The sequence below is a fragment of the Pseudotabrizicola sp. L79 genome (genome assembly GCF_036553525.1).
GTDB lineage: Bacteria > Pseudomonadota > Alphaproteobacteria > Rhodobacterales > Rhodobacteraceae > Pseudotabrizicola.
Map to the genome: position 1 here is coordinate 249,288 of NZ_JAZHDA010000053.1, position 16,968 is coordinate 266,255.

General features: G+C 61.7%; 21 protein-coding genes. 16 read left to right on the forward strand and 5 right to left on the reverse strand.

Annotated elements, in window-relative coordinates; genetic code table 11:
* The first annotated feature begins 15 nt into the window (after positions 1-15).
* The gene (gene hemN / locus V3C85_RS16135; protein ID WP_331796384.1) at positions 16-1,371 is read left to right on the forward strand and encodes an oxygen-independent coproporphyrinogen III oxidase; all 1,356 of its coding nucleotides are present in this window, start codon (positions 16-18) and stop codon (positions 1,369-1,371) included.
* A 225-nt stretch (positions 1,372-1,596) separates the two neighbouring features.
* Positions 1,597-2,199, forward strand: coding sequence for a LolA family protein (locus V3C85_RS16140; protein WP_331796385.1), 603 nt, complete (start codon positions 1,597-1,599; stop codon positions 2,197-2,199).
* Here the strand turns inward: V3C85_RS16140 and V3C85_RS16145 are convergent.
* Together V3C85_RS16145 and V3C85_RS16150 are read right to left on the reverse strand one after the other, a co-directional pair.
* On the reverse strand, positions 2,196-2,777 hold the full coding sequence (locus V3C85_RS16145; RefSeq protein WP_331796386.1) for a transglycosylase SLT domain-containing protein: 582 nt from the start codon (positions 2,775-2,777) through the stop codon (positions 2,196-2,198). The genes V3C85_RS16140 and V3C85_RS16145 overlap by 4 nt on opposite strands.
* 77 nt (positions 2,778-2,854) lie before the next feature.
* A complete protein-coding gene (locus V3C85_RS16150) occupies positions 2,855-3,736 on the reverse strand; it encodes an AEC family transporter (protein ID WP_331796388.1) in 882 nt (293 codons plus the stop codon).
* Positions 3,737-3,821: 85 nt separating this feature from the next.
* Here V3C85_RS16150 and hspQ point away from each other — a divergent pair, with 85 nt between their 5' ends.
* The 12 genes from hspQ (at position 3,822) to V3C85_RS16210 (ending at position 13,882) form a co-directional block, all read left to right on the forward strand.
* On the forward strand, positions 3,822-4,148 hold the full coding sequence (hspQ, locus tag V3C85_RS16155) for a heat shock protein HspQ (protein WP_331796389.1): 327 nt from the start codon (positions 3,822-3,824) through the stop codon (positions 4,146-4,148).
* 60 nt (positions 4,149-4,208) lie between these two features.
* Complete coding sequence (locus V3C85_RS16160) at positions 4,209-4,544, forward strand: STAS domain-containing protein (RefSeq protein WP_331796390.1); 336 nt, start codon at positions 4,209-4,211, stop codon at positions 4,542-4,544.
* Positions 4,545-4,551: 7 nt separating this feature from the next.
* Positions 4,552-4,980: an ATP-binding protein gene (locus tag V3C85_RS16165; protein ID WP_331796391.1), complete on the forward strand. Its 429-nt coding sequence runs from the start codon at positions 4,552-4,554 to the stop codon at positions 4,978-4,980.
* Positions 4,981-5,203: 223 nt separating this feature from the next.
* A complete protein-coding gene (locus V3C85_RS16170) occupies positions 5,204-6,781 on the forward strand; it encodes a gamma-glutamyltransferase family protein (protein ID WP_331796392.1) in 1,578 nt (525 codons plus the stop codon).
* Position 6,782: 1 nt separating this feature from the next.
* On the forward strand, positions 6,783-7,241 hold the full coding sequence (locus tag V3C85_RS16175) for a GAF domain-containing protein (RefSeq protein ID WP_331796394.1): 459 nt from the start codon (positions 6,783-6,785) through the stop codon (positions 7,239-7,241).
* Between the two features lie 42 nt (positions 7,242-7,283).
* Entirely contained in the window at positions 7,284-8,180 is an 897-nt protein-coding gene (locus V3C85_RS16180; protein WP_331796396.1) for a homocysteine S-methyltransferase family protein, read from the forward strand.
* Positions 8,177-8,866 carry a pseudouridine synthase gene (locus V3C85_RS16185; RefSeq protein ID WP_331796398.1) on the forward strand — a complete coding sequence of 230 codons (690 nt, stop codon included), beginning with the start codon at positions 8,177-8,179 and terminating at the stop codon, positions 8,864-8,866. Before V3C85_RS16180 ends, V3C85_RS16185 begins: the two co-directional genes overlap by 4 nt.
* A 46-nt stretch (positions 8,867-8,912) precedes the next feature.
* Positions 8,913-9,581: a CDP-diacylglycerol--glycerol-3-phosphate 3-phosphatidyltransferase gene (pgsA, locus tag V3C85_RS16190; RefSeq protein WP_331796400.1), complete on the forward strand. Its 669-nt coding sequence runs from the start codon at positions 8,913-8,915 to the stop codon at positions 9,579-9,581.
* Positions 9,578-9,826, forward strand: a complete 249-nt coding sequence (gene moaD / locus V3C85_RS16195) for a molybdopterin converting factor subunit 1 (RefSeq protein WP_331796402.1) — start codon at positions 9,578-9,580, stop codon at positions 9,824-9,826. Before pgsA ends, moaD begins: the two co-directional genes overlap by 4 nt.
* Position 9,827: 1 nt before the next feature.
* Positions 9,828-10,268, forward strand: coding sequence for a molybdenum cofactor biosynthesis protein MoaE (locus V3C85_RS16200; RefSeq protein WP_331796404.1), 441 nt, complete (start codon positions 9,828-9,830; stop codon positions 10,266-10,268).
* A 41-nt stretch (positions 10,269-10,309) separates the two neighbouring features.
* Positions 10,310-12,559 (forward strand): ribonuclease R, encoded by a 2,250-nt coding sequence (gene rnr, locus V3C85_RS16205; protein ID WP_331796406.1) that lies wholly within the window; start codon positions 10,310-10,312, stop codon positions 12,557-12,559.
* A gap of 69 nt (positions 12,560-12,628) precedes the next feature.
* Positions 12,629-13,882: a lytic murein transglycosylase gene (locus V3C85_RS16210; protein WP_445942030.1), complete on the forward strand. Its 1,254-nt coding sequence runs from the start codon at positions 12,629-12,631 to the stop codon at positions 13,880-13,882.
* 60 nt (positions 13,883-13,942) lie between these two features.
* Here V3C85_RS16210 and V3C85_RS16215 read toward each other — a convergent pair whose 3' ends face one another.
* The 3 genes from V3C85_RS16215 to V3C85_RS16225 form a co-directional block, all read right to left on the reverse strand.
* Positions 13,943-14,935: a P1 family peptidase gene (locus V3C85_RS16215; protein ID WP_331796408.1), complete on the reverse strand. Its 993-nt coding sequence runs from the start codon at positions 14,933-14,935 to the stop codon at positions 13,943-13,945.
* 95 nt (positions 14,936-15,030) lie between these two features.
* Complete coding sequence (locus V3C85_RS16220) at positions 15,031-15,240, reverse strand: DUF6434 domain-containing protein (RefSeq protein ID WP_331796410.1); 210 nt, start codon at positions 15,238-15,240, stop codon at positions 15,031-15,033.
* An 88-nt stretch (positions 15,241-15,328) separates the two neighbouring features.
* Positions 15,329-15,526, reverse strand: coding sequence for a hypothetical protein (locus V3C85_RS16225; RefSeq protein ID WP_331796412.1), 198 nt, complete (start codon positions 15,524-15,526; stop codon positions 15,329-15,331).
* Between the two features lie 537 nt (positions 15,527-16,063).
* On the opposite strand from V3C85_RS16225, the gene V3C85_RS16230 reads away from it, so the two are divergent.
* Positions 16,064-16,522, forward strand: a complete 459-nt coding sequence (locus tag V3C85_RS16230) for a DUF2971 domain-containing protein (protein ID WP_331796413.1) — start codon at positions 16,064-16,066, stop codon at positions 16,520-16,522.
* An 18-nt stretch (positions 16,523-16,540) separates the two neighbouring features.
* On the forward strand, positions 16,541-16,879 hold the full coding sequence (locus V3C85_RS16235; protein WP_331796414.1) for a hypothetical protein: 339 nt from the start codon (positions 16,541-16,543) through the stop codon (positions 16,877-16,879).
* Positions 16,880-16,968: the final 89 nt, after the last annotated feature.

Below are 16,968 nucleotides of genomic sequence, written 5' to 3' on the forward strand. Positions count from 1 at the left end.
CATAAAGCTATTTGAATGACACAAGAATCGCAACTCACACGGCTCGGTCTTTTTGACGCGCGCGTCCCACGGTACACCAGTTACCCGACGGCGCCACATTTTTCCGCGTCGGTGACGCCGGGCAATTTCACCTCGTGGATCGAACAGATCCCCGAAGGCTCTGCCATATCGCTGTATATGCATGTGCCCTTTTGTCGGCGGTTGTGCTGGTTCTGTGCCTGCCGCACCCAAGGCACCAGCAGCGATGATCCGGTCATTGCCTATGCGCAAACGCTCAAGGCTGAAGTCGCCTTGCTGCAACGCCATCTGCCGCGCGGCGTCACTCTGTCGCGGCTGCACTGGGGCGGCGGCACGCCCACCATGTTGCCGCCCGACCAGATGAAGATGCTGGCCGATGCCGTGTTCACCCTGCTGCCACTTGGGCCGGGGGCCGAATTCTCGGTCGAGATTGATCCGAATGAAATTGATGCAGCCCGGCTTGATGCGCTGGTTGCCTCGGGCATGACCCGCGCCTCGATCGGTGTGCAGGATTTTGATCCCGAAATTCAGAAAACCATCGGCCGCGAACAAAGCTATGAGTTGACGAAACAGGTGGCCGATATGATCCGCGACCGGGGCGTTACCTCGCTTAACGCCGACATCCTTTATGGCCTGCCGCACCAAACCAATGAACGCATCGCGGATTCGGTGCAAAAGCTGCTGTCGCTGTCGCCTGACCGCGTGGCCCTTTACGGCTATGCCCATGTCCCGTGGATGAGCCGCCGCCAGCAGCTGATCCCGTCAGATGCGATGCCCACCCCGGAAGAACGCCTGCGCCTGTTCGAAACCGCAACGCAGCTTTTCGAATGGGATGGCTATCGCTCGATCGGAATCGACCACTTCGCCCGGCCCTCGGATGGCCTTGCCATCGCGCAGGCCAAGGGAACGCTGCGGCGCAACTTTCAGGGCTATACCGATGACACCGCCCCCGTGCTGGTCGGCCTTGGTGCGTCCTCTATCAGTCGCTTCCCGCAGGGCTTTGCCCAGAACGCCCCCAGCACCTCGGCCCATACCAAGGCCATTCGCGACGGCATGTTCTCTACGCATAAGGGCCACGCCTTTACCGGCGAAGACGTGTTGCGCGCCCGCATCATCGAGTCGCTGATGTGTGACTTTTTCCTGTCGCGCGCCGAAATCCTGCGCGACTTCAAGGTCACGCCCGAGCGGCTGGACATGCTGATGCTGCGCGCCGCCGATGCCTTCCCCGGCATGGTCAAACTCAATGCCAATGGGCTTAGCATCCTGCCACATGGTCGCCCGCTGACCCGGATGATCGCGCGGGCCTTTGACGCCTATGACCAGACCAAGGCCCAGCACTCTGCTGCAATCTGACAGTGCCGCCTGTCTGCCAAGGCCCCCATCCCGATGGGGGCTTTTTCACATGCGCCCCGCCCCGGCGTGGCGGGGGTGTATATACAGATGCACCACGCAAAAACCACGGCTGAACCACGCAAAAGCCACGGCCATCCCGTCACGGCCGCTCACGCTTTCGGCAAAACTTTGCAATTCTTGACAAAGACAGATGCGAGAAGGTTTCAGGTGCCATATATCACGATCATGAACCGTCGCACCGCCATACTGGCCCCGCTCGCCCTCCTCGCTCTGGGTGCACCCGCCCAGGCCGCCCCGCTTTCACTTGGGGAATTGTCAAATTATCTCAATGGCTTGACAACTGTCGAGACGGATTTCACCCAAGTGAACGCCGATGGCAGTATCGCCACGGGCAAGCTGTTCATCCGCCGCCCCGGTCGCGTGCGGTTTGAATATGCCCCGCCGGACAAAAGCCTTGTCATCGCAGGTGGCCAGCAAGTCGCTGTTTTTGATGGAAAATCCAACCAAGCACCCGAGCAGTATCCGCTGGCGCGCACCCCGCTGAACCTGATCCTGGCCGCCAATATCAACCTTGCCCGCGCCCGTATGGTGGTGGGGCACAAACAGGTGGAAAACACCACCCGCGTCGTCGCCCAAGACCCCGACAACCCCGGTTATGGCACCATCGAACTGGTGTTCACCGGCAACCCGGTCGAGTTGCGGCAATGGGTGATCACCGATGACATGGGCAGTCAAACCACTGTTATTCTTGGCGAAATGAAAAAGGGCGGCAATCTGCCACCCTCTTATTTCGACATCACCCGAGAGGTCAACAAGCGCGGGCTTTAACGCCCGCAGCTTGCCAGTTGCTGGGCATACATATTCGCCCGCGACTGCACCCGCGCGGCAACCTCAACCAACCAGGGCTTGCCCAGATAGCTTTGGCGGGCATAGCCCGTCCGCCCTTCGTGATAGGCCAGATACTGCCCCTGCGCATCGTTTTTCGAGATGCCCAGACGTTCGGTCGAGGCGTTCATATACCAGCCCATGAAATCGGTCGCATCATTGATCCGATCCCGCTTCGCGCCTCTGCGGCGCTGCTCGACTTGGTATTCTTCCCAAGTCGCATCAAGGGCTTGGCTATAGCCATAGGCTGAAGATTGCCGCCCCATCGGGATCACGCCAACCGCAAAACGATGCGGTGTGCGGGCATTGCCGATGAACTTCGACTCTTGGTGAATGGTCGCCATCTGAACATGCACCGGAATGCCCCAACGCCGTTCTGTCGCCTTCATGGCGCTGTAATATTGCGGACGTTCCCGCACAATCGCGCAGGCATTGTCCAAATCACGAGGCGCCGAAAAGTTACCCCCCCCGCAGGATGCAAGGGCCAGAAACAGGATCGACGCGCGGAGAAATCTGCTCATTTGCCCCTCGCACGTTTCTTTATTGCCTTGCACGATACGCGAAATCGGCCCGGGTGCAAATGGGGCGCAATGTCCCCCTAGATCAGAAAACCAAGAGTAAGCGGCAACGAGGCCACGGCCAGAATGGTCGAGGCAATGACCATGCCGGCCACGGCCTCTGAATCCGCCCCGTATTTCTCGGCCAGCATATAAGACGTCACCGCCACCGGGGTCGAGATTTGCAGCACCAACACCGCATAGGCCACAGGCTCCAGCCCAAACCACTGCCCAACCGCCACGGCCACCCCGACGCAGACGCCCGCCCGCACCAGCGACAGCACAAAGGCCCGCCCCAAGCGGCCCGCACTCAGCCGGGCCACAGCCACGCCAAGGGTGATCAGCATCACCGGAATCGCGATCTGGCCCAACAGCGACAACGCATTGGTCAGCCAGCCCGGCGTCTGCCACCCCTGCCACAGGAAAACAGCCCCCAGCAAGGTGGCCCAAGTCACCGGTTCGCGCAGCGCCCGCAGCGGCGACCCGCCACCTGACACCAGCCAAACCCCTGCAGTGAAAGAGAAAATGGCCATCACGGCAAAGACGACCACGGCATAGGCAAATCCCGCCTCGCCAAAAGCAAACAGCGCCAGCGGCAGCCCGACATTGCCCGTGTTGCCAAAGATCATCGGCGCCAGAAAGGTGCGCTGCGACAGGTGCCCCAGCCGCAACAGCGCCCAAAAGATCAGTGTCAGCACCAGATAGGCCACCACCGCCGCCAGCGTCAGCGCGGTCAAAGCGGCAGGCTCGATTTCGGTTTTCATCAGCGCCGTAAAGATCAGCGCCGGCACCGAAAGGGTCATCGACAGGCGGGTGATGAACTCCATCCGGTATTCATGCCCGGTCTTGACCCAGACAAACCCGATGGCCCCCAAAAGGCCGACAGGTGCGACAATTTCAAGCACTGTGAGGATAAGGTCCACAGTTTGTTTCCCTATTTCATCGCCCGTCAATGTGGACAAGCAGACCCCTTCGGGATTACTTATGAAGCCAAGGGGATGCAATGCGATGCTGAAATCGATGCCAAAATACCACCTCGGGCAGGTGGTTCGCCACCGCAAGCACCCGTTCCGCGGCGTCGTGTTTGATGTCGATGCAATGTTTTCAAACACCGATGAATGGTATGAAAACATCCCCGAAGACAGCCGCCCGGCCAAGAACCAGCCGTTTTATCACCTGTTGGCGGAAAACGACCAAAGCTATTATGTGGCCTATGTTTCTGAACAGAACCTTGTTCCCGATGAAACCGGCCAGCCCATCAGCCACCCCGATCTGCATGATCTGTTCGGCGACTTCATTGATGGCCGCTACCCGTTGCAATTTCAACTCAACTGAATGGCATTGACCATCCGGTAAGACTCGCGCGGTAGCTTGCCCCCAGTAATGGAGGCCCAAATGCAGATCGCAACCACACTCTCGAACGACCTTTTGATCATCCATGTGCAGGAACCGCGGATCGACGCGGCCTGCGCCATCGACTTCAAAGAGGCGATGCGCGCAGCCATCACGCCACAAGGCCAGCGGATCGTGCTGGATCTGGCGCAGGTCAATTTCATCGACAGTTCTGGTCTGGGGGCCGTTGTTTCGGTGCGCAAGATGCTGTGGCCTGACCGGGTGCTTGAACTGGCCTGTCTGACGGCGCCGGTTGAAAAGGTGTTTCACCTGACCCGCATGAACAGCATCTTTCCAATTCACGCCACCCTGCCCGAGATTCGTCAGCAGGCTGTTTGATCTGGTCATGGCATCGACGCATCTTGTCATTGCGGCAACAGCCCCCGCCGTTCGGGCGGCCCTGCGGCAATTGTTCGACCCGCCTGCCCAGGTCGATCTGCCCGATACGCTGCGTGACTCGGCCCAGATCGTGCTGGCCGAGGCGTTGAACAACATTGTTGAACATTCCTACGCACAAAGCGCAGGCGAGATTGCGGTTTCACTGACCCCCGGCCACGCGGGCCTTGTTTGCCATATCTGGGATACCGGGCGCCCTATGCCCTTGGGGGTGCTGCCCAACGGTGAAAACCCGATGTCTTGCGCGCCAGTCGATCTGCCAGAAGGGGGGTTTGGCTGGTTTCTGATTCGAACCTTGGCGCAGGATCTGCACTATCAACGGCGCAACGGCAGCAATCATCTCAGCTTTTGCATCCCGGCGGAAACAAAGCTGGCCTAAGGTGGGGCATTGTTGCTGCCCGATCAAAATTGACGCGAAAGGGCCTGAATTTCCCCCTAAAACCGCCCCGCCAAACCAGGATATTACCCCTGTAGCTGCATAAAGCTTCCCTCGGTGCTGCGGAAAATTGCCCCCACCCATTTCGTGGCACCGAGGATCTCTGCAGTTGGCAATTGCGCAGACGCGGCCTAGCTTGGCGCCAAAAGCAAGCAAAAGGTCAGCGATGCGTGATTTTCACCTGCCTGGGCGTTCGGCAACACTGGCGCAAACCGGAATGGTTGCCACATCCCACCCTTTGGCGGCACAGGCCGCCGTTCAAATTCTGCGAGCAGGCGGAAACGCGGCGGATGCCGCTGTTGCGGGTGCGGTTTTGCTGGGCATTTGTGAACCGCAAATGACGGGCTTGGGCGGTGATTGCTTTGTGCTGGTCAAACCCGCAGGGCAAGAGCGTGTGGTCGCCCTGAACGGGTCGGGCCGCGCGCCCAAGGGCCTTTCGGCGGCCGAAATGCGCGCACGCGGCCTGACGGCTGTGCCGCTGCACGGGATTGAATCGGTCACGATGCCCGGCGCTGTCGATGCCTTTTGCCGCCTGAACGCTGATTATGGCGCGGCCCCGCTGGCCGATCTGCTGGCCCCGGCCATCCACTATGCCGAAGCGGGCGTGCCCGTCGCCCCCCGCGTGGCCTTTGACTGGGCCGAAGATGCTGCCGATCTGCAAGGCATTGCCCGCGATTACTATCTGCTGAACGGCCAAGCCCCCAAAGCGGGCCAGATCTTCCGCGCCCCCGGTCAGGCCGAAGTGCTGCGCCGCATCGCGCGCGACGGCCGCGCCGGGTTCTACCAGGGCGAAGTGGCCGAGGATCTGATCAACAGCCTGCGCGCCCTTGGCGGCACCCATACGCTGGAAGACCTTGACGCCACCGCCTGCGATTGGGGTGACCCGGTTCAAGGCCCCTATCGCGGCATTGATTTGCTAGAGCACCCGCCGAATGGTCAGGGGGCAACGGCGATCCTGATGCTCAAGATCCTGCGCCATTTCGATCTGGCGGCGATGGATCCGTTTGGCCCCCTGCGCGCCCATATCGAGGCCGAGGCGACAAAACTGGCCTATGATGCCCGCAACCGCTTTGTCGCAGACCCCGCCCAGATGTCGCGGCTGGATCATATGATCTCTGACGACACCGCAGCCCGGTTGGCCGCCCTGATCGACCCCAAAAAGGCGATGCCATCCGCCGCGCCGCTGACCGAGGCGATCCACAAGGACACGATCTATATCACGGTGGTTGACCGTAACCGCATGGCCGTATCGCTGATCTATTCGGTGTTCTGGGGCTTTGGCTCGGGCTTTGCGTCGGAAAAATTCGGCATCAATTTCCAGAACCGTGGCGCTGGCTTTACCCTGACCCAAGGCCACCCGAACGAGGCAGCGGGCGGCAAGCGCCCGATGCATACGATCATCCCCGGCATGGTGATGCAGGGCGGGCGCGTGACCATGCCCTTTGGCGTGATGGGCGGAGGCTATCAACCCTGCGGCCATGCCCGGTTGCTGACCAATATGGTTGATTTCGGCCTTGATGTGCAGTCGGCCATCGACGCACCGCGCTGCTTTGCCGGCCCAGATGGGTTGCAGGTAGAGCGCGGCTACAGCGACAGCGTGCGCGCCGATCTGGCGGCGATGGGGCATGTGATCACCACCCCGCAAACCCCCTTGGGCGGTGCGCAGGCCATTGTCATTGGTGATGATAATGTGCTTATCGCTGGCTCTGACCCGCGGAAGGATGGCATTGCCCTTGGATACTGACATGACCCCCGATTACGACAGCTTGCGCAGCCAGATCATCGCGCTGACGCATGGCGAAACCGATGCCGTGGCGCTGATGGCAACCATCGCCTGCGAGGTGCATCAGCACCATCCGCTTTGCGACTGGACGGGGTTTTACCGCGTGGTCGCGCCCGAGTTGCTGAAGATCGGGCCCTATCAGGGCGGCCATGGTTGTCTTGTCATTCCGTTCTCGCGCGGGGTTTGCGGGGCCTGTGCGCGGACCGGGCAGGTGCAGAACGTGCCTGATGTCGATGCCTTTCCGGGCCATATCGCCTGCGCCTCGTCAACCCGGTCTGAACTGGTGCTGCCGGTCTGGAATGGCGCGGGAAAACTGCTGGGGGTGCTGGATCTTGACAGCAACACCCCTGCGGCCTTTACCCCCGCAGATGAGGCATTCTTCACCGCCCTGCTGGCCGAGGTCTTTCACGACGCGGCCTGACCCCGGCACCTTGCCCTGCCCGCTTTGACAAAGGAAACACGAATGGCTGACATCACGCTTCTGGACGGCGGCATGGGGCAGGAACTGGTGGCCCGGTCGGGCGATGATCCGACGCCGCTTTGGGCGACGCGGGTGATGATCGATCACCCCGGCCTGGTGCGCGACATCCATCAGGATTATTTTGCCGCAGGTGCCACGGTCGCCACGACCAACACCTATGCCATCCACCACGACCGGCTGGAACGGTTTGACCTTGACCCACTGTTTCACGCCCTGCATCTGCGCGCCCTTGTCGAGGCGCATGAGGCCCGCGCCCACCACGGCTCGGGCCGCATCGCCGCGTCGATGGGGCCTCTGATCGGCACCTATCGCCCCGAAGTGACCCAGCCCGTTGCGATTGCCGCGCCCAAATATGCCGAAATCGCCCGCATCCTGGGGCCGCATGTCGATGTGATCCTGTGCGAAACGTTGGCATCGGTGGAAATGTGCGAAGGCGCGGTGAAAGGCGCGGTCGAGGGCGGCAAGCCGATCTGGCTGGCGGTGACGGTCGATGACCATGATGGCAGCAAACTGCGCTCGGGCGAGCCGGTGACAGATCTGGCCCGGCTGATCGCAGCCTATCCGATTGCAGCGGTGCTGGCCAATTGCTCGGTGCCCGAGGCGATGGCCGATGCTTTGGCCGGGTTGAAAACCCTTGGCCTGCCGTTTGGCGCCTATGCCAACGGCTTTACCCATATTTCGGGCAACTTTCTGAAAGATGCGCCCACAGTCAAGGAACTGACCCACCGTCACGATCTGACCCCCGAGAAATATGCCGATTTTGCCATGGCTTGGGTGGGCATGGGCGCAACGATCATCGGCGGCTGTTGCGAGGTTGGGCCGGCCCATATCGCGCTTTTGGCTGAACGGCTGCGCAGTGCAGGCCACCAGATCGTATGAGTGCGCGCAGACCCCAAGGCAGCCCGCCCAGCCTGATCCCCGATTTCACCTATGATCCGCCCCCGGGCAAACCGGTTATCCTGTATGAAGATCGGCATATTCTGGTGGTGGACAAAGCGGCCGGATTGCTGAGTGTTCCGGGCAAGCTGGAGGGACGGTCGGATTGCCTGATCAGCCGCTTGCAGGCCGAACGCTGGGATGCGCTGGTTGTGCATCGGCTGGATTGTGACACCTCTGGCGTGATGATCTTTGCCCGCACCAAACAGGCTCAGGGGTTTCTGGGCCAGGAATTTGAAAAGCGCCGCGCCAAGAAAACCTATGTCGCCCGCGTGGCAGGGGTGGTGGCGGGCGACAGTGGCCATATCGACCTGCCGCTGTGCACCGATTGGCCGAACCGTCCGCGCCAGATGGTCAGCCACGATCAGGGCCGCCCGGCACAGACCGATTGGCAGGTGATCGGGCGCAGCGACACCGAAACCCGCGTGCGCCTGTCGCCCTTGACCGGGCGCAGCCACCAGTTGCGGGTGCATATGCTGGCACTGGGGCATCCGATCATCGGCGATCAGATTTACGCCACCGGCCCGGCACGAAATGCGCCCCGTCTGATGCTGCATGCCGAAACACTGGCGCTGCATCACCCTGACACGGGCGCCTGGGTCAGCTTTGCGGCCCCGGTGCCCTTCTGATCAAATCCACTTCCCCCGTGCGGCAAGAATAGGTTAAGCAAGGCGCATGAAATGGACGGTTCCCAACATCCTGACTGTGCTGCGCCTTGCAGCTGCGCCCGGCGTTGCTGTGATGTTTTTGTATTTCCACCGCCCTTGGGCGGATTGGTTTGCCCTGACGCTGTTCATCACCGCCGCGGTGACCGACTGGTTTGATGGCTATCTTGCCCGGCTTTGGCATCAGGAATCGAAATTCGGCGCGATGATGGACCCGATCGCCGACAAGGCCATGGTGGTGATCGCCCTGGTCATCATCACCGGCTATTCCGGCATGAACCCCTGGCTGATCCTGCCTGTCACCGTGATCTTGTTCCGTGAGGTGTTTGTTTCGGGCCTGCGTGAATTTCTGGGGGCCAAGGCCGGTTTGCTTAAGGTGACCAAGCTGGCCAAATGGAAAACCACGGCGCAGATGGTGGCGATTGCCGTGCTGTTTCTGGGCACGGGGCTAGAGCATCTGGAGGGCATCGCCCGCCGTGGCCTGTCGCTGGATCAATATGCCCGGCTGGTGTCCGAAGGTTTGGCAGATCCGATCAGATCCTGCGGCACGCGGGGCTGTTCGTCGATTGCCACCATGATCGGCCTGTGGCTGATCTGGATCGCGGCGCTGCTGACCGCCCTGACCGGCTGGGACTATTTCACCAAATCCCTGCCCTTCCTGCGCGAGGATAAGGAATGATCGAGGTCATCTATTTTGCCTGGGTGCGCGAACGCATCGGCCTGCCGCGCGAACAGATTGCCACCACGGCCACAACCGTTGCCGAACTGGTCGAAGAGCTGAAAGCCCGTGAAGATCGCTATGCCATGGCCTTTGCCGATCTGGCCTCGCTGCGGGTGGCGCTGGATCAGGAACTGTCGTCTTTCGACGCCCCCTTGGCCGGTGTGCGGGAAGTGGCCTTTTTCCCACCGATGACCGGGGGCTGAGATGCGACTTTCAGTTCAGTCTGATGTCTTTGATCTGGGGGCCGAGGCCAATGCCTTTGCCGCCGCCCAAACCGGCGCAGGGGCAGTGGTCACTTTTACCGGCATCGTGCGTGACAACGGCGGCACCCTTTCGGCGATGGAGATCGAGCATTATCCCGGCATGACTGAAAAGGCGATTGCCGCGATCATGGATCAGGCCATGGCACGCTGGTCCCTGGCCGATGCGCTGGTGATCCACCGCCACGGGCGGCTGGCCGCCAATGATCCGATCATGATGGTCGCCACCGCCGCCCGCCACCGGGCCGATGCCTTTGCCGCCGCTGAATTCCTGATGGATTACCTGAAATCGCGCGCGCCATTCTGGAAAAAGGAAATCCGCGCCGATGGGGCCGAATGGGTGGCCGCCCGCGACGAGGACGAAGCCGCCTTGTCGCGCTGGTAAGCCCGCTTTCCGGGCGCCTCTGTCCGTGCTAGGGCATAGGCATGGAACAGTTGCCCAGCAAAGAGCAGATCCTGCAATGGATCACCGAAAACCCCGGACTTGTCGCCAAGCGTGACATTGCCAAAGCCTTTGGCATCAAAGGCGCGGGCCGGATCGAGTTGAAGCGTCTGCTGAAAGAACTGGAAGAAGATGGCGCGCTGACCAAGAAAAAGCGCAGCTATCGCGATGCCGCCAGCCTGCCTCCGGTCTCGCTGCTGACCATGCTGCCGCCCGATGATCAGGGCGATCTGTTTGCCCAACCAATAGAGTGGGCGGGCGAAGACCCGGCCCCGCGCATTCTGTTTGTCGCCAAAAAGGGGGATCCGGCCTTGGCCGGGGGTGACCGCATTCTGGCGCGCCTGACCGAAGTCGCCGGCCATCCTTGGGCCTATGAGGCGCGCTTGATCCGCCGCCTTGGATCAAACCCGTTGAAAGTGCTGGGGGTGTTTCGCAGCACGGCCGAAGGTGGCCGAATCCTGCCCATCGACAAAGGCTCGGACAAGGAATGGCGCGTGGCGCGCGATGCCACGATGGAGGCCCGCGATGGCGAGTTGGTCGAGGCCGAAGCCGTGGGGCGGCGCAGCATGGGCCTGCCACAGGCCCGCGTCACCGCCCGTCTGGGCGACCCGACCGGCCCGCGCGCCGTATCGCTGATCGCCATTCACCAGCACGGCATTCCCGACCGCTTTCCCGATCCGGTGATCGCCGAGGCCGAGGCCATGAAACCCGCCGGCATCAAGGGCCGCGATGATCTGCGCGACCTGCCGCTTGTGACCATCGACCCGGTAGATGCGCGCGACCGTGACGATGCCGTTTATGTCGAGCATGACAAAGAGCAGGGCAATCCGGGCGGATTTGTCATCTGGGTCGCCATCGCCGACGTGGCGCATTACGTCCGCCCCGGATCGGCGCTGGACCGCGAGGCGCGCAAGCGTGGCAATTCCACCTATTTCCCCGACCGTGTGGTGCCGATGCTGCCCGATGTGCTGTCGGGCGATCTGTGCAGCCTGCACGAACATGTTGACCGCGCCTGTCTTGCGGTGCGCATGCGCATTGATGCGCAGGGCCACAAGATCAGCCACCGCTTTGTGCGCGGGCTGATGCGCTCGGCGGCCTCGCTGAATTACGAACAGGTGCAATCCGCCATTGACGGGCGGCCAGATGATGTGACGGGCCCGCTGCTCGACCCGATCCTGCGGCCGCTTTATGCCGCCTATGCGGCCTTGAAACACGCCCGCGCCATCCGCCAGCCGCTGGACCTTGACCTGCCGGAGCGCCGGATTGTGCTGTCGGAGGATGGCAAGGTGCTGTCGGTCGATTTCAAGGAACGCTTTGACGCCCATAAGCTGATCGAAGAATTCATGGTGCTGGCCAATGTCGCCGCCGCCGAAGAACTGGTGGCCAAGAAAACGCCGCTGCTGTTCCGGGTGCACGAAGAACCCTCGATGGACAAGATCGAGGCCCTGCGCGAAGTGGCCGAGGCCTCGGGCTTTACGCTGGCCAAGGGGCAGGTGCTGAAAACCTCGCATCTGAACCGGTTGCTGGCACAGGCCGAAGGCACCGAATTTGACGAATTGATGAACATCAGCGCCTTGCGCAGCATGACGCAGGCCTATTACTTCCCGGAAAACTTTGGCCATTTCGGGCTGGCCCTGCGGAACTATGCCCATTTCACCTCGCCCATCCGCCGCTATTCCGATCTGATCGTGCACCGCGCGCTGATCGCGGCGCATGGCTGGGGCAAAGACGGGCTGACCCCGCAAGACATCGAAAGCCTGGAAGAAACCGCCAAGCTGATTTCGGATACCGAACGCCGCAGCATGATGGCCGAACGCGACACCACCGACCGTTACCTTGCGGCCTTTCTGGCCGATCGGGTGGGCAGCGAATTCACGGGCCGCATCTCGGGCGTGCAGCGCTTTGGCGTGTTTGTGAAACTGGATGAAACCGGGGCCGATGGGCTGATCCCGATCCGCGATCTGGGGCGCGAGTATTTTCATCACGACCCCGACACCCAAACCCTGATCGGTGCCGACACCGGCCTGACCATCGGCATCGGCCAACGCGTGACCGTGCGCCTGGCCGAGGCGATTCCAGTGACCGGCGGGTTGATGCTGCAACTTCTGGCGATCGAGGGCGCGGCCCTGCCGCAGGGCAAACCGCGCCGGGGCCGCTATAGCCCGCGCAAACCGGGGCAACGCGCCGCCAAGGATGCAGCCATCAAGCGCAAGGTTCTGCGCAAGCGCAAGTAACGCGCGGCTTGGCGATTGCCTTTGCCCGCCCGCCCGTTACCCTGTGGCAGATCAGACAGGGGCAGGCAGATGCATCGCGTTACATGGTTTACGGCAGCCGGGCTGGGCGCCTTGGTGTTGGCACAGCCCGCAGCGGCGCAATCGCCCAACACATCCGAGACAGAGACCGAAGTGATGCGCGAGATGGGAACGGAAATCGGGTCGCAGGCCGGGTTTGACGCATGGCTGCAAGACTTCCGCCCCCGCGCCCGTGCCGCCGGCTTGTCAGACGCCACGCTGGACAGGGCCTTGGCTGGCCTTGTCTTTGACGAAAAGATCGTCAGCCGTGACCGCAACCAGAACGAATTCACCAAGACGATCTGGGACTATCTGGACACCGCCGTTTCTGCCGACCGCGTGGCCTTGGGGCAAAAGGCGATGCAGCAACACGCCGCCCTGCTGAATAGGATCGAGGCCGAGTATGGCGTTGAAAAACAGGTGGTCGCGGCAATCTGGGGCCTGGAATCAGCCTATGGCAGCTTTCGCGGCGATATATCGACCATCGCGGCCTTGGCGACCCTGGCCTATGATGGCAGGCGCGCCGCGTTTTTTGAGACGCAGTTGATCGCCGCACTGAAAATCGTGCAAAACGGCGATATCGCCCCGGATCGCATGCGCGGCAGTTGGGCGGGTGCGATGGGGCACACGCAGTTCATGCCCAGCAGTTGGTGGGATTACGCCGTTGATTTCGACGGCGATGGCAAGCGGAATATCTGGAGCGACGATCCCGCCGACGCTTTGGCCTCGGCCGCAAATTACCTGCGCCAGTGGGGCTGGACCAAAGGGGCCGCCTGGGGGCTGGAAGTGCGTCTGCCACAGGGCTTTGACTATGATCAGACGACCGAGCGGGTGAAAAAACCGGTGTCCGACTGGGCCGCGCTAGGGGTTACGCCTGTGGCGGACGGGGCCTTGCCAGACCATGGCCTGGCGTCGGTCTTGCTGCCGGGGGGCCATCGTGGGGCGGCCTTTCTGATCTTTTCCAACTTTCAGGTGATCGAGCACTATAACACGGCCGATGCCTATGTGATTGCCATCGGCCATCTGGCCGACAGGCTTGCGGGCGGCCCACCGATCAAGTCTGGCTGGCCCCGAGAGTTGCGGGCGCTGACGCTGGACGAACGGCTGGATCTGCAACGGCGGCTGACAGCAGCCGGGTTTGACACCAAGGGCGTCGATGGCCGGATCGGGCCAAACACGATTGCCGCCGTCAAAGCCTGGCAAAAGGCCAATGGCCGGGTGGCTGATGGCTATGCCAGCCTTGAGGTGCTGACCAACCTTCCGTGAAACAGGGTGCCGCCGCGGGGGGCATCGAGCCCCCGCTTGGCGGCCCTGCCGGGCCCCGGATCAACACCCGTGGCGCGCGGCCCAAGTCGGTTGCAGATCGCCCGGCACGGATCGCGCCAGATAAACCGCCCGCGCAATCGCCCGGGCAAGGCAGGTGGCCGCCGCATGGCCCAGTTGAAAGGCATCAACCACCGGGTCACCCAGCGGCTGTGCCCCGGTGGCCGCCGCAAAAACCAGATCGCCGTCCATCAGCGTGTGGCTGGGCACCAGCGCCCGCGCCATGCCATCATGCGCCGCCACTGCCATGCGCTGCGCCTGTGCTTGGGTCAGGGCCGCATCCGTTGCCACAATCGCAATGGTCGTGGCCTCTCCCATCCGCTTGCGCGGCATCGGCGCGTCGGCAGGCCCCCTGCGGGGCGCGGGGCCAAGGCCACCAAACTCTGTGCCTTCCTCCCACAGGGCCGCCCAGAAATGGCCCGTATCGCCCACCGTCGCAGACCCAAGCGCATTGACCGCCACCAGCGCCCCCACCGTCAGACCCGATGGCAACACCGCCGAGGCCGAGCCAAGCCCGCCCTTGAGATCCTGCGTCGCAGTGCCAAAACCTGCACCCGCACTGCCCAAGGCAAACTCTGACGCCGCCGCACGCAGCGCCGCCGCCCCCAGATCGGCATAGGGGTTGCGCGCCCACGCCTTGTCGCCGCCGTTCAGCAAATCAAACAAGATCGCCCCCGGCACGATCGGCACCCGCTGATCACCCACCGCAAAGCCCCGCCCCTGCGCCCGCAACAGATCCGCCACGCCCGAGCAGGCATCGAGGCCAAAGGCCGACCCACCCGACAGCACCAGCGCATCCACCTCTTGCACCAGCTTGTCCGGGGCCAGCAGATCGGTTTCCCGCGTGCCGGGCGCCCCGCCCATCACATGCACAGCCGCCGTGAACGGGCCATCGCCGACCAGCACAGTGCTGCCCGAGCGCAACCGCGCATCATGGGCATTGCCAACCCGCAGGCCGGGCACATCGGTGATCAGGTTCAGGGGGCCGGGTCGCATGATGCCAAGTTGGCCGCATCACCGGGGGTCTTGGCAAGCCCTATTCCGCCGCCCAAAGCACAGGGGTAAGCAGAAGGCCAAACCGGCCCCCCCATTCACCGCCGGCGATTGGTCCAAGCATCTGCCACATCGCCCATCGTCTTGGGCGCGCCATCCCTGATCCACGCCATGAAGGGCCGGTCGAATTTGAAATCCGCGCCGCACTGGGATATCAGAAAGCGCCTGACATTCTGCGTCGATCTGTAATCTTCGGTGACAGGGGTTTCGCGGCTGATCTTGTCGGCATGCCAGTCAAACTTGGCCATCCCTAACCTCCACGCTGAACCATGGATCAGCATAGCCCTCCGCGACCGTCAGGCAACCCAGTCACCGCGCCGCAAGGCGGCCAAGGCCCTATTCGGATTTGGCGTTGCCCGATGCGTTCTGGCCCCGATCTTCGGCCCCAAGGGCGCTTTGATCTTCGGGCGTCACAGACTCTGCGACCCGTGGTTTATAGGCGGCTCTGCCGCGAAAGCGGGTTTGCGACGGGCTGGCTTTTTGCGCCAGAAAAGCGGTCAGATCAAAGGCGGGTTTCGAGACAAAGTTTCCCATGGAATGGTCCTTTTCAAATCCCCAAAGCAAGACGCACGCCACCCGCCAGGGCCGGGTTGGGCCGAGGGTGGGCAAGGTTTGTCATGATCAGGCGATGCAGGCCCGGGCCGGGCGTCCGGTTCGGGCGACGGGAACCACAGTCGGCCCCGAAACGACGCCGCACGAGGATCCGCGCGTCTGGGGTGACTGTAGGGGGGGAAACCCGAAATAGCCAGCACCAACTGAGAACCGGCCCTTTCCCTTGTTTTTCGGGGGGCACCTTGGCCCGGTGTCCCTGCCAGAGACGCAAGGGAAATCAGGGGAGTTGGGGGTTTGGATTTGCTGGGTGTTAAGGTTTGGGGGTGTTTGAGTGGAACTGGACGGGGCGCTGAATTTCGCTGCGTTCTGGATGAACGCCGGCGAAGCGCAGGGAGCGACCATTACAAAGGTGAGGGTTACCTAAATGGCTTTTAAGGATCTCGCTTCCTTTGACAGGCTCGGATATCACTGGCTTTTGTTTGTATCGCTTGAGATCAATTGAACGAGGCGTGACGTCTTATGACTGAGGAGCTAACATATTATTGCGGGGAACACGTATTTCTGTCCTTTTTGAAGAGCAAGCAACTTTGGCTGACGTCTCTTTCGCAGTCAAACGACGCCGCTGAGGGACACTGGATGCGGCATTACTGGCTTGATCTCTTCAAGCGGGAACAAAGACTGGAGCGACAGGGCGCAGCACTTTGTATGGACACTGCCAGCCACGATCGTTTGGCATTAGGCGTCTGTTTTTCCGAGGAGCGCGACCTCCTAAGCCAGTGGCGGGGATATGCTGCGGATGGGGCTGGATTTTCCATTACGTTCTATAGGGAAGCCTTGGAGGCCGTGGCCAACGAACATCCCGCGAGCAAGCTTCAGCTAACTAAGATCGCTTACGGTTACCAAGATTTCGAAGAAATCAACGCGATTGTGCGTGTGCTTCACGATGCCTTCGGCGAAGACGCCCGGCTCTACAAATAGTCCAATGGCACCGGCTCTATGGCACTGGATTTCGGCCCTAATGGCGAAAAGCACGCGAAGTATGAAAATGCTGCCAAATCCCTCTTCATGGCCAAGAACGGCGCGTTCCGCGAGGAGAAGGAATGGCGGCTATTCACCTATGGAAACCTCTCTTCAATTAGCGGAGTGCAGCTTAGGGGGACGGGTAAGGCAATCTCTCCATACATCCCCATAACAATCCCCGCAGAAGCCGTATCACAAGTGACCCTGGGCCCGACTAATCAGACCCCCCGACACGTTTTGGAATTTGCTTTAAAGCACAATGGGCTTTCCAGGGTTTCAATCAGAGCCAGCAATGCGAGCTATCAAGCACGCTGACGCTCGGAGATTTGAATTTTCAACGGGACCACTCCGACTTGATTGATTGTTCGCTTCGGCCTTGAAGCGGCCATCTGCCGCGCAGTCCA

Coding starts and splice junctions, on each gene's coding strand:
- hemN (WP_331796384.1), top strand. CDS start 16: ATGACACAAGAATCGCAACTCACACGGCTCGGTCTTTTTGACGCGCGC.
- V3C85_RS16140 (WP_331796385.1), top strand. CDS start 1,597: ATGAACCGTCGCACCGCCATACTGGCCCCGCTCGCCCTCCTCGCTCTG.
- V3C85_RS16145 (WP_331796386.1), bottom strand. CDS start 2,777: ATGAGCAGATTTCTCCGCGCGTCGATCCTGTTTCTGGCCCTTGCATCC.
- hspQ (WP_331796389.1), top strand. CDS start 3,822: ATGCTGAAATCGATGCCAAAATACCACCTCGGGCAGGTGGTTCGCCAC.
- V3C85_RS16160 (WP_331796390.1), top strand. CDS start 4,209: ATGCAGATCGCAACCACACTCTCGAACGACCTTTTGATCATCCATGTG.
- V3C85_RS16165 (WP_331796391.1), top strand. CDS start 4,552: ATGGCATCGACGCATCTTGTCATTGCGGCAACAGCCCCCGCCGTTCGG.
- V3C85_RS16170 (WP_331796392.1), top strand. CDS start 5,204: ATGCGTGATTTTCACCTGCCTGGGCGTTCGGCAACACTGGCGCAAACC.
- V3C85_RS16175 (WP_331796394.1), top strand. CDS start 6,783: ATGACCCCCGATTACGACAGCTTGCGCAGCCAGATCATCGCGCTGACG.
- V3C85_RS16180 (WP_331796396.1), top strand. CDS start 7,284: ATGGCTGACATCACGCTTCTGGACGGCGGCATGGGGCAGGAACTGGTG.
- V3C85_RS16185 (WP_331796398.1), top strand. CDS start 8,177: ATGAGTGCGCGCAGACCCCAAGGCAGCCCGCCCAGCCTGATCCCCGAT.
- pgsA (WP_331796400.1), top strand. CDS start 8,913: ATGAAATGGACGGTTCCCAACATCCTGACTGTGCTGCGCCTTGCAGCT.
- moaD (WP_331796402.1), top strand. CDS start 9,578: ATGATCGAGGTCATCTATTTTGCCTGGGTGCGCGAACGCATCGGCCTG.
- V3C85_RS16200 (WP_331796404.1), top strand. CDS start 9,828: ATGCGACTTTCAGTTCAGTCTGATGTCTTTGATCTGGGGGCCGAGGCC.
- rnr (WP_331796406.1), top strand. CDS start 10,310: ATGGAACAGTTGCCCAGCAAAGAGCAGATCCTGCAATGGATCACCGAA.
- V3C85_RS16210 (WP_445942030.1), top strand. CDS start 12,629: ATGCATCGCGTTACATGGTTTACGGCAGCCGGGCTGGGCGCCTTGGTG.
- V3C85_RS16215 (WP_331796408.1), bottom strand. CDS start 14,935: ATGCGACCCGGCCCCCTGAACCTGATCACCGATGTGCCCGGCCTGCGG.
- V3C85_RS16220 (WP_331796410.1), bottom strand. CDS start 15,240: ATGGCCAAGTTTGACTGGCATGCCGACAAGATCAGCCGCGAAACCCCT.
- V3C85_RS16225 (WP_331796412.1), bottom strand. CDS start 15,526: ATGGGAAACTTTGTCTCGAAACCCGCCTTTGATCTGACCGCTTTTCTG.
- V3C85_RS16230 (WP_331796413.1), top strand. CDS start 16,064: ATGACTGAGGAGCTAACATATTATTGCGGGGAACACGTATTTCTGTCC.
- V3C85_RS16235 (WP_331796414.1), top strand. CDS start 16,541: ATGGCACTGGATTTCGGCCCTAATGGCGAAAAGCACGCGAAGTATGAA.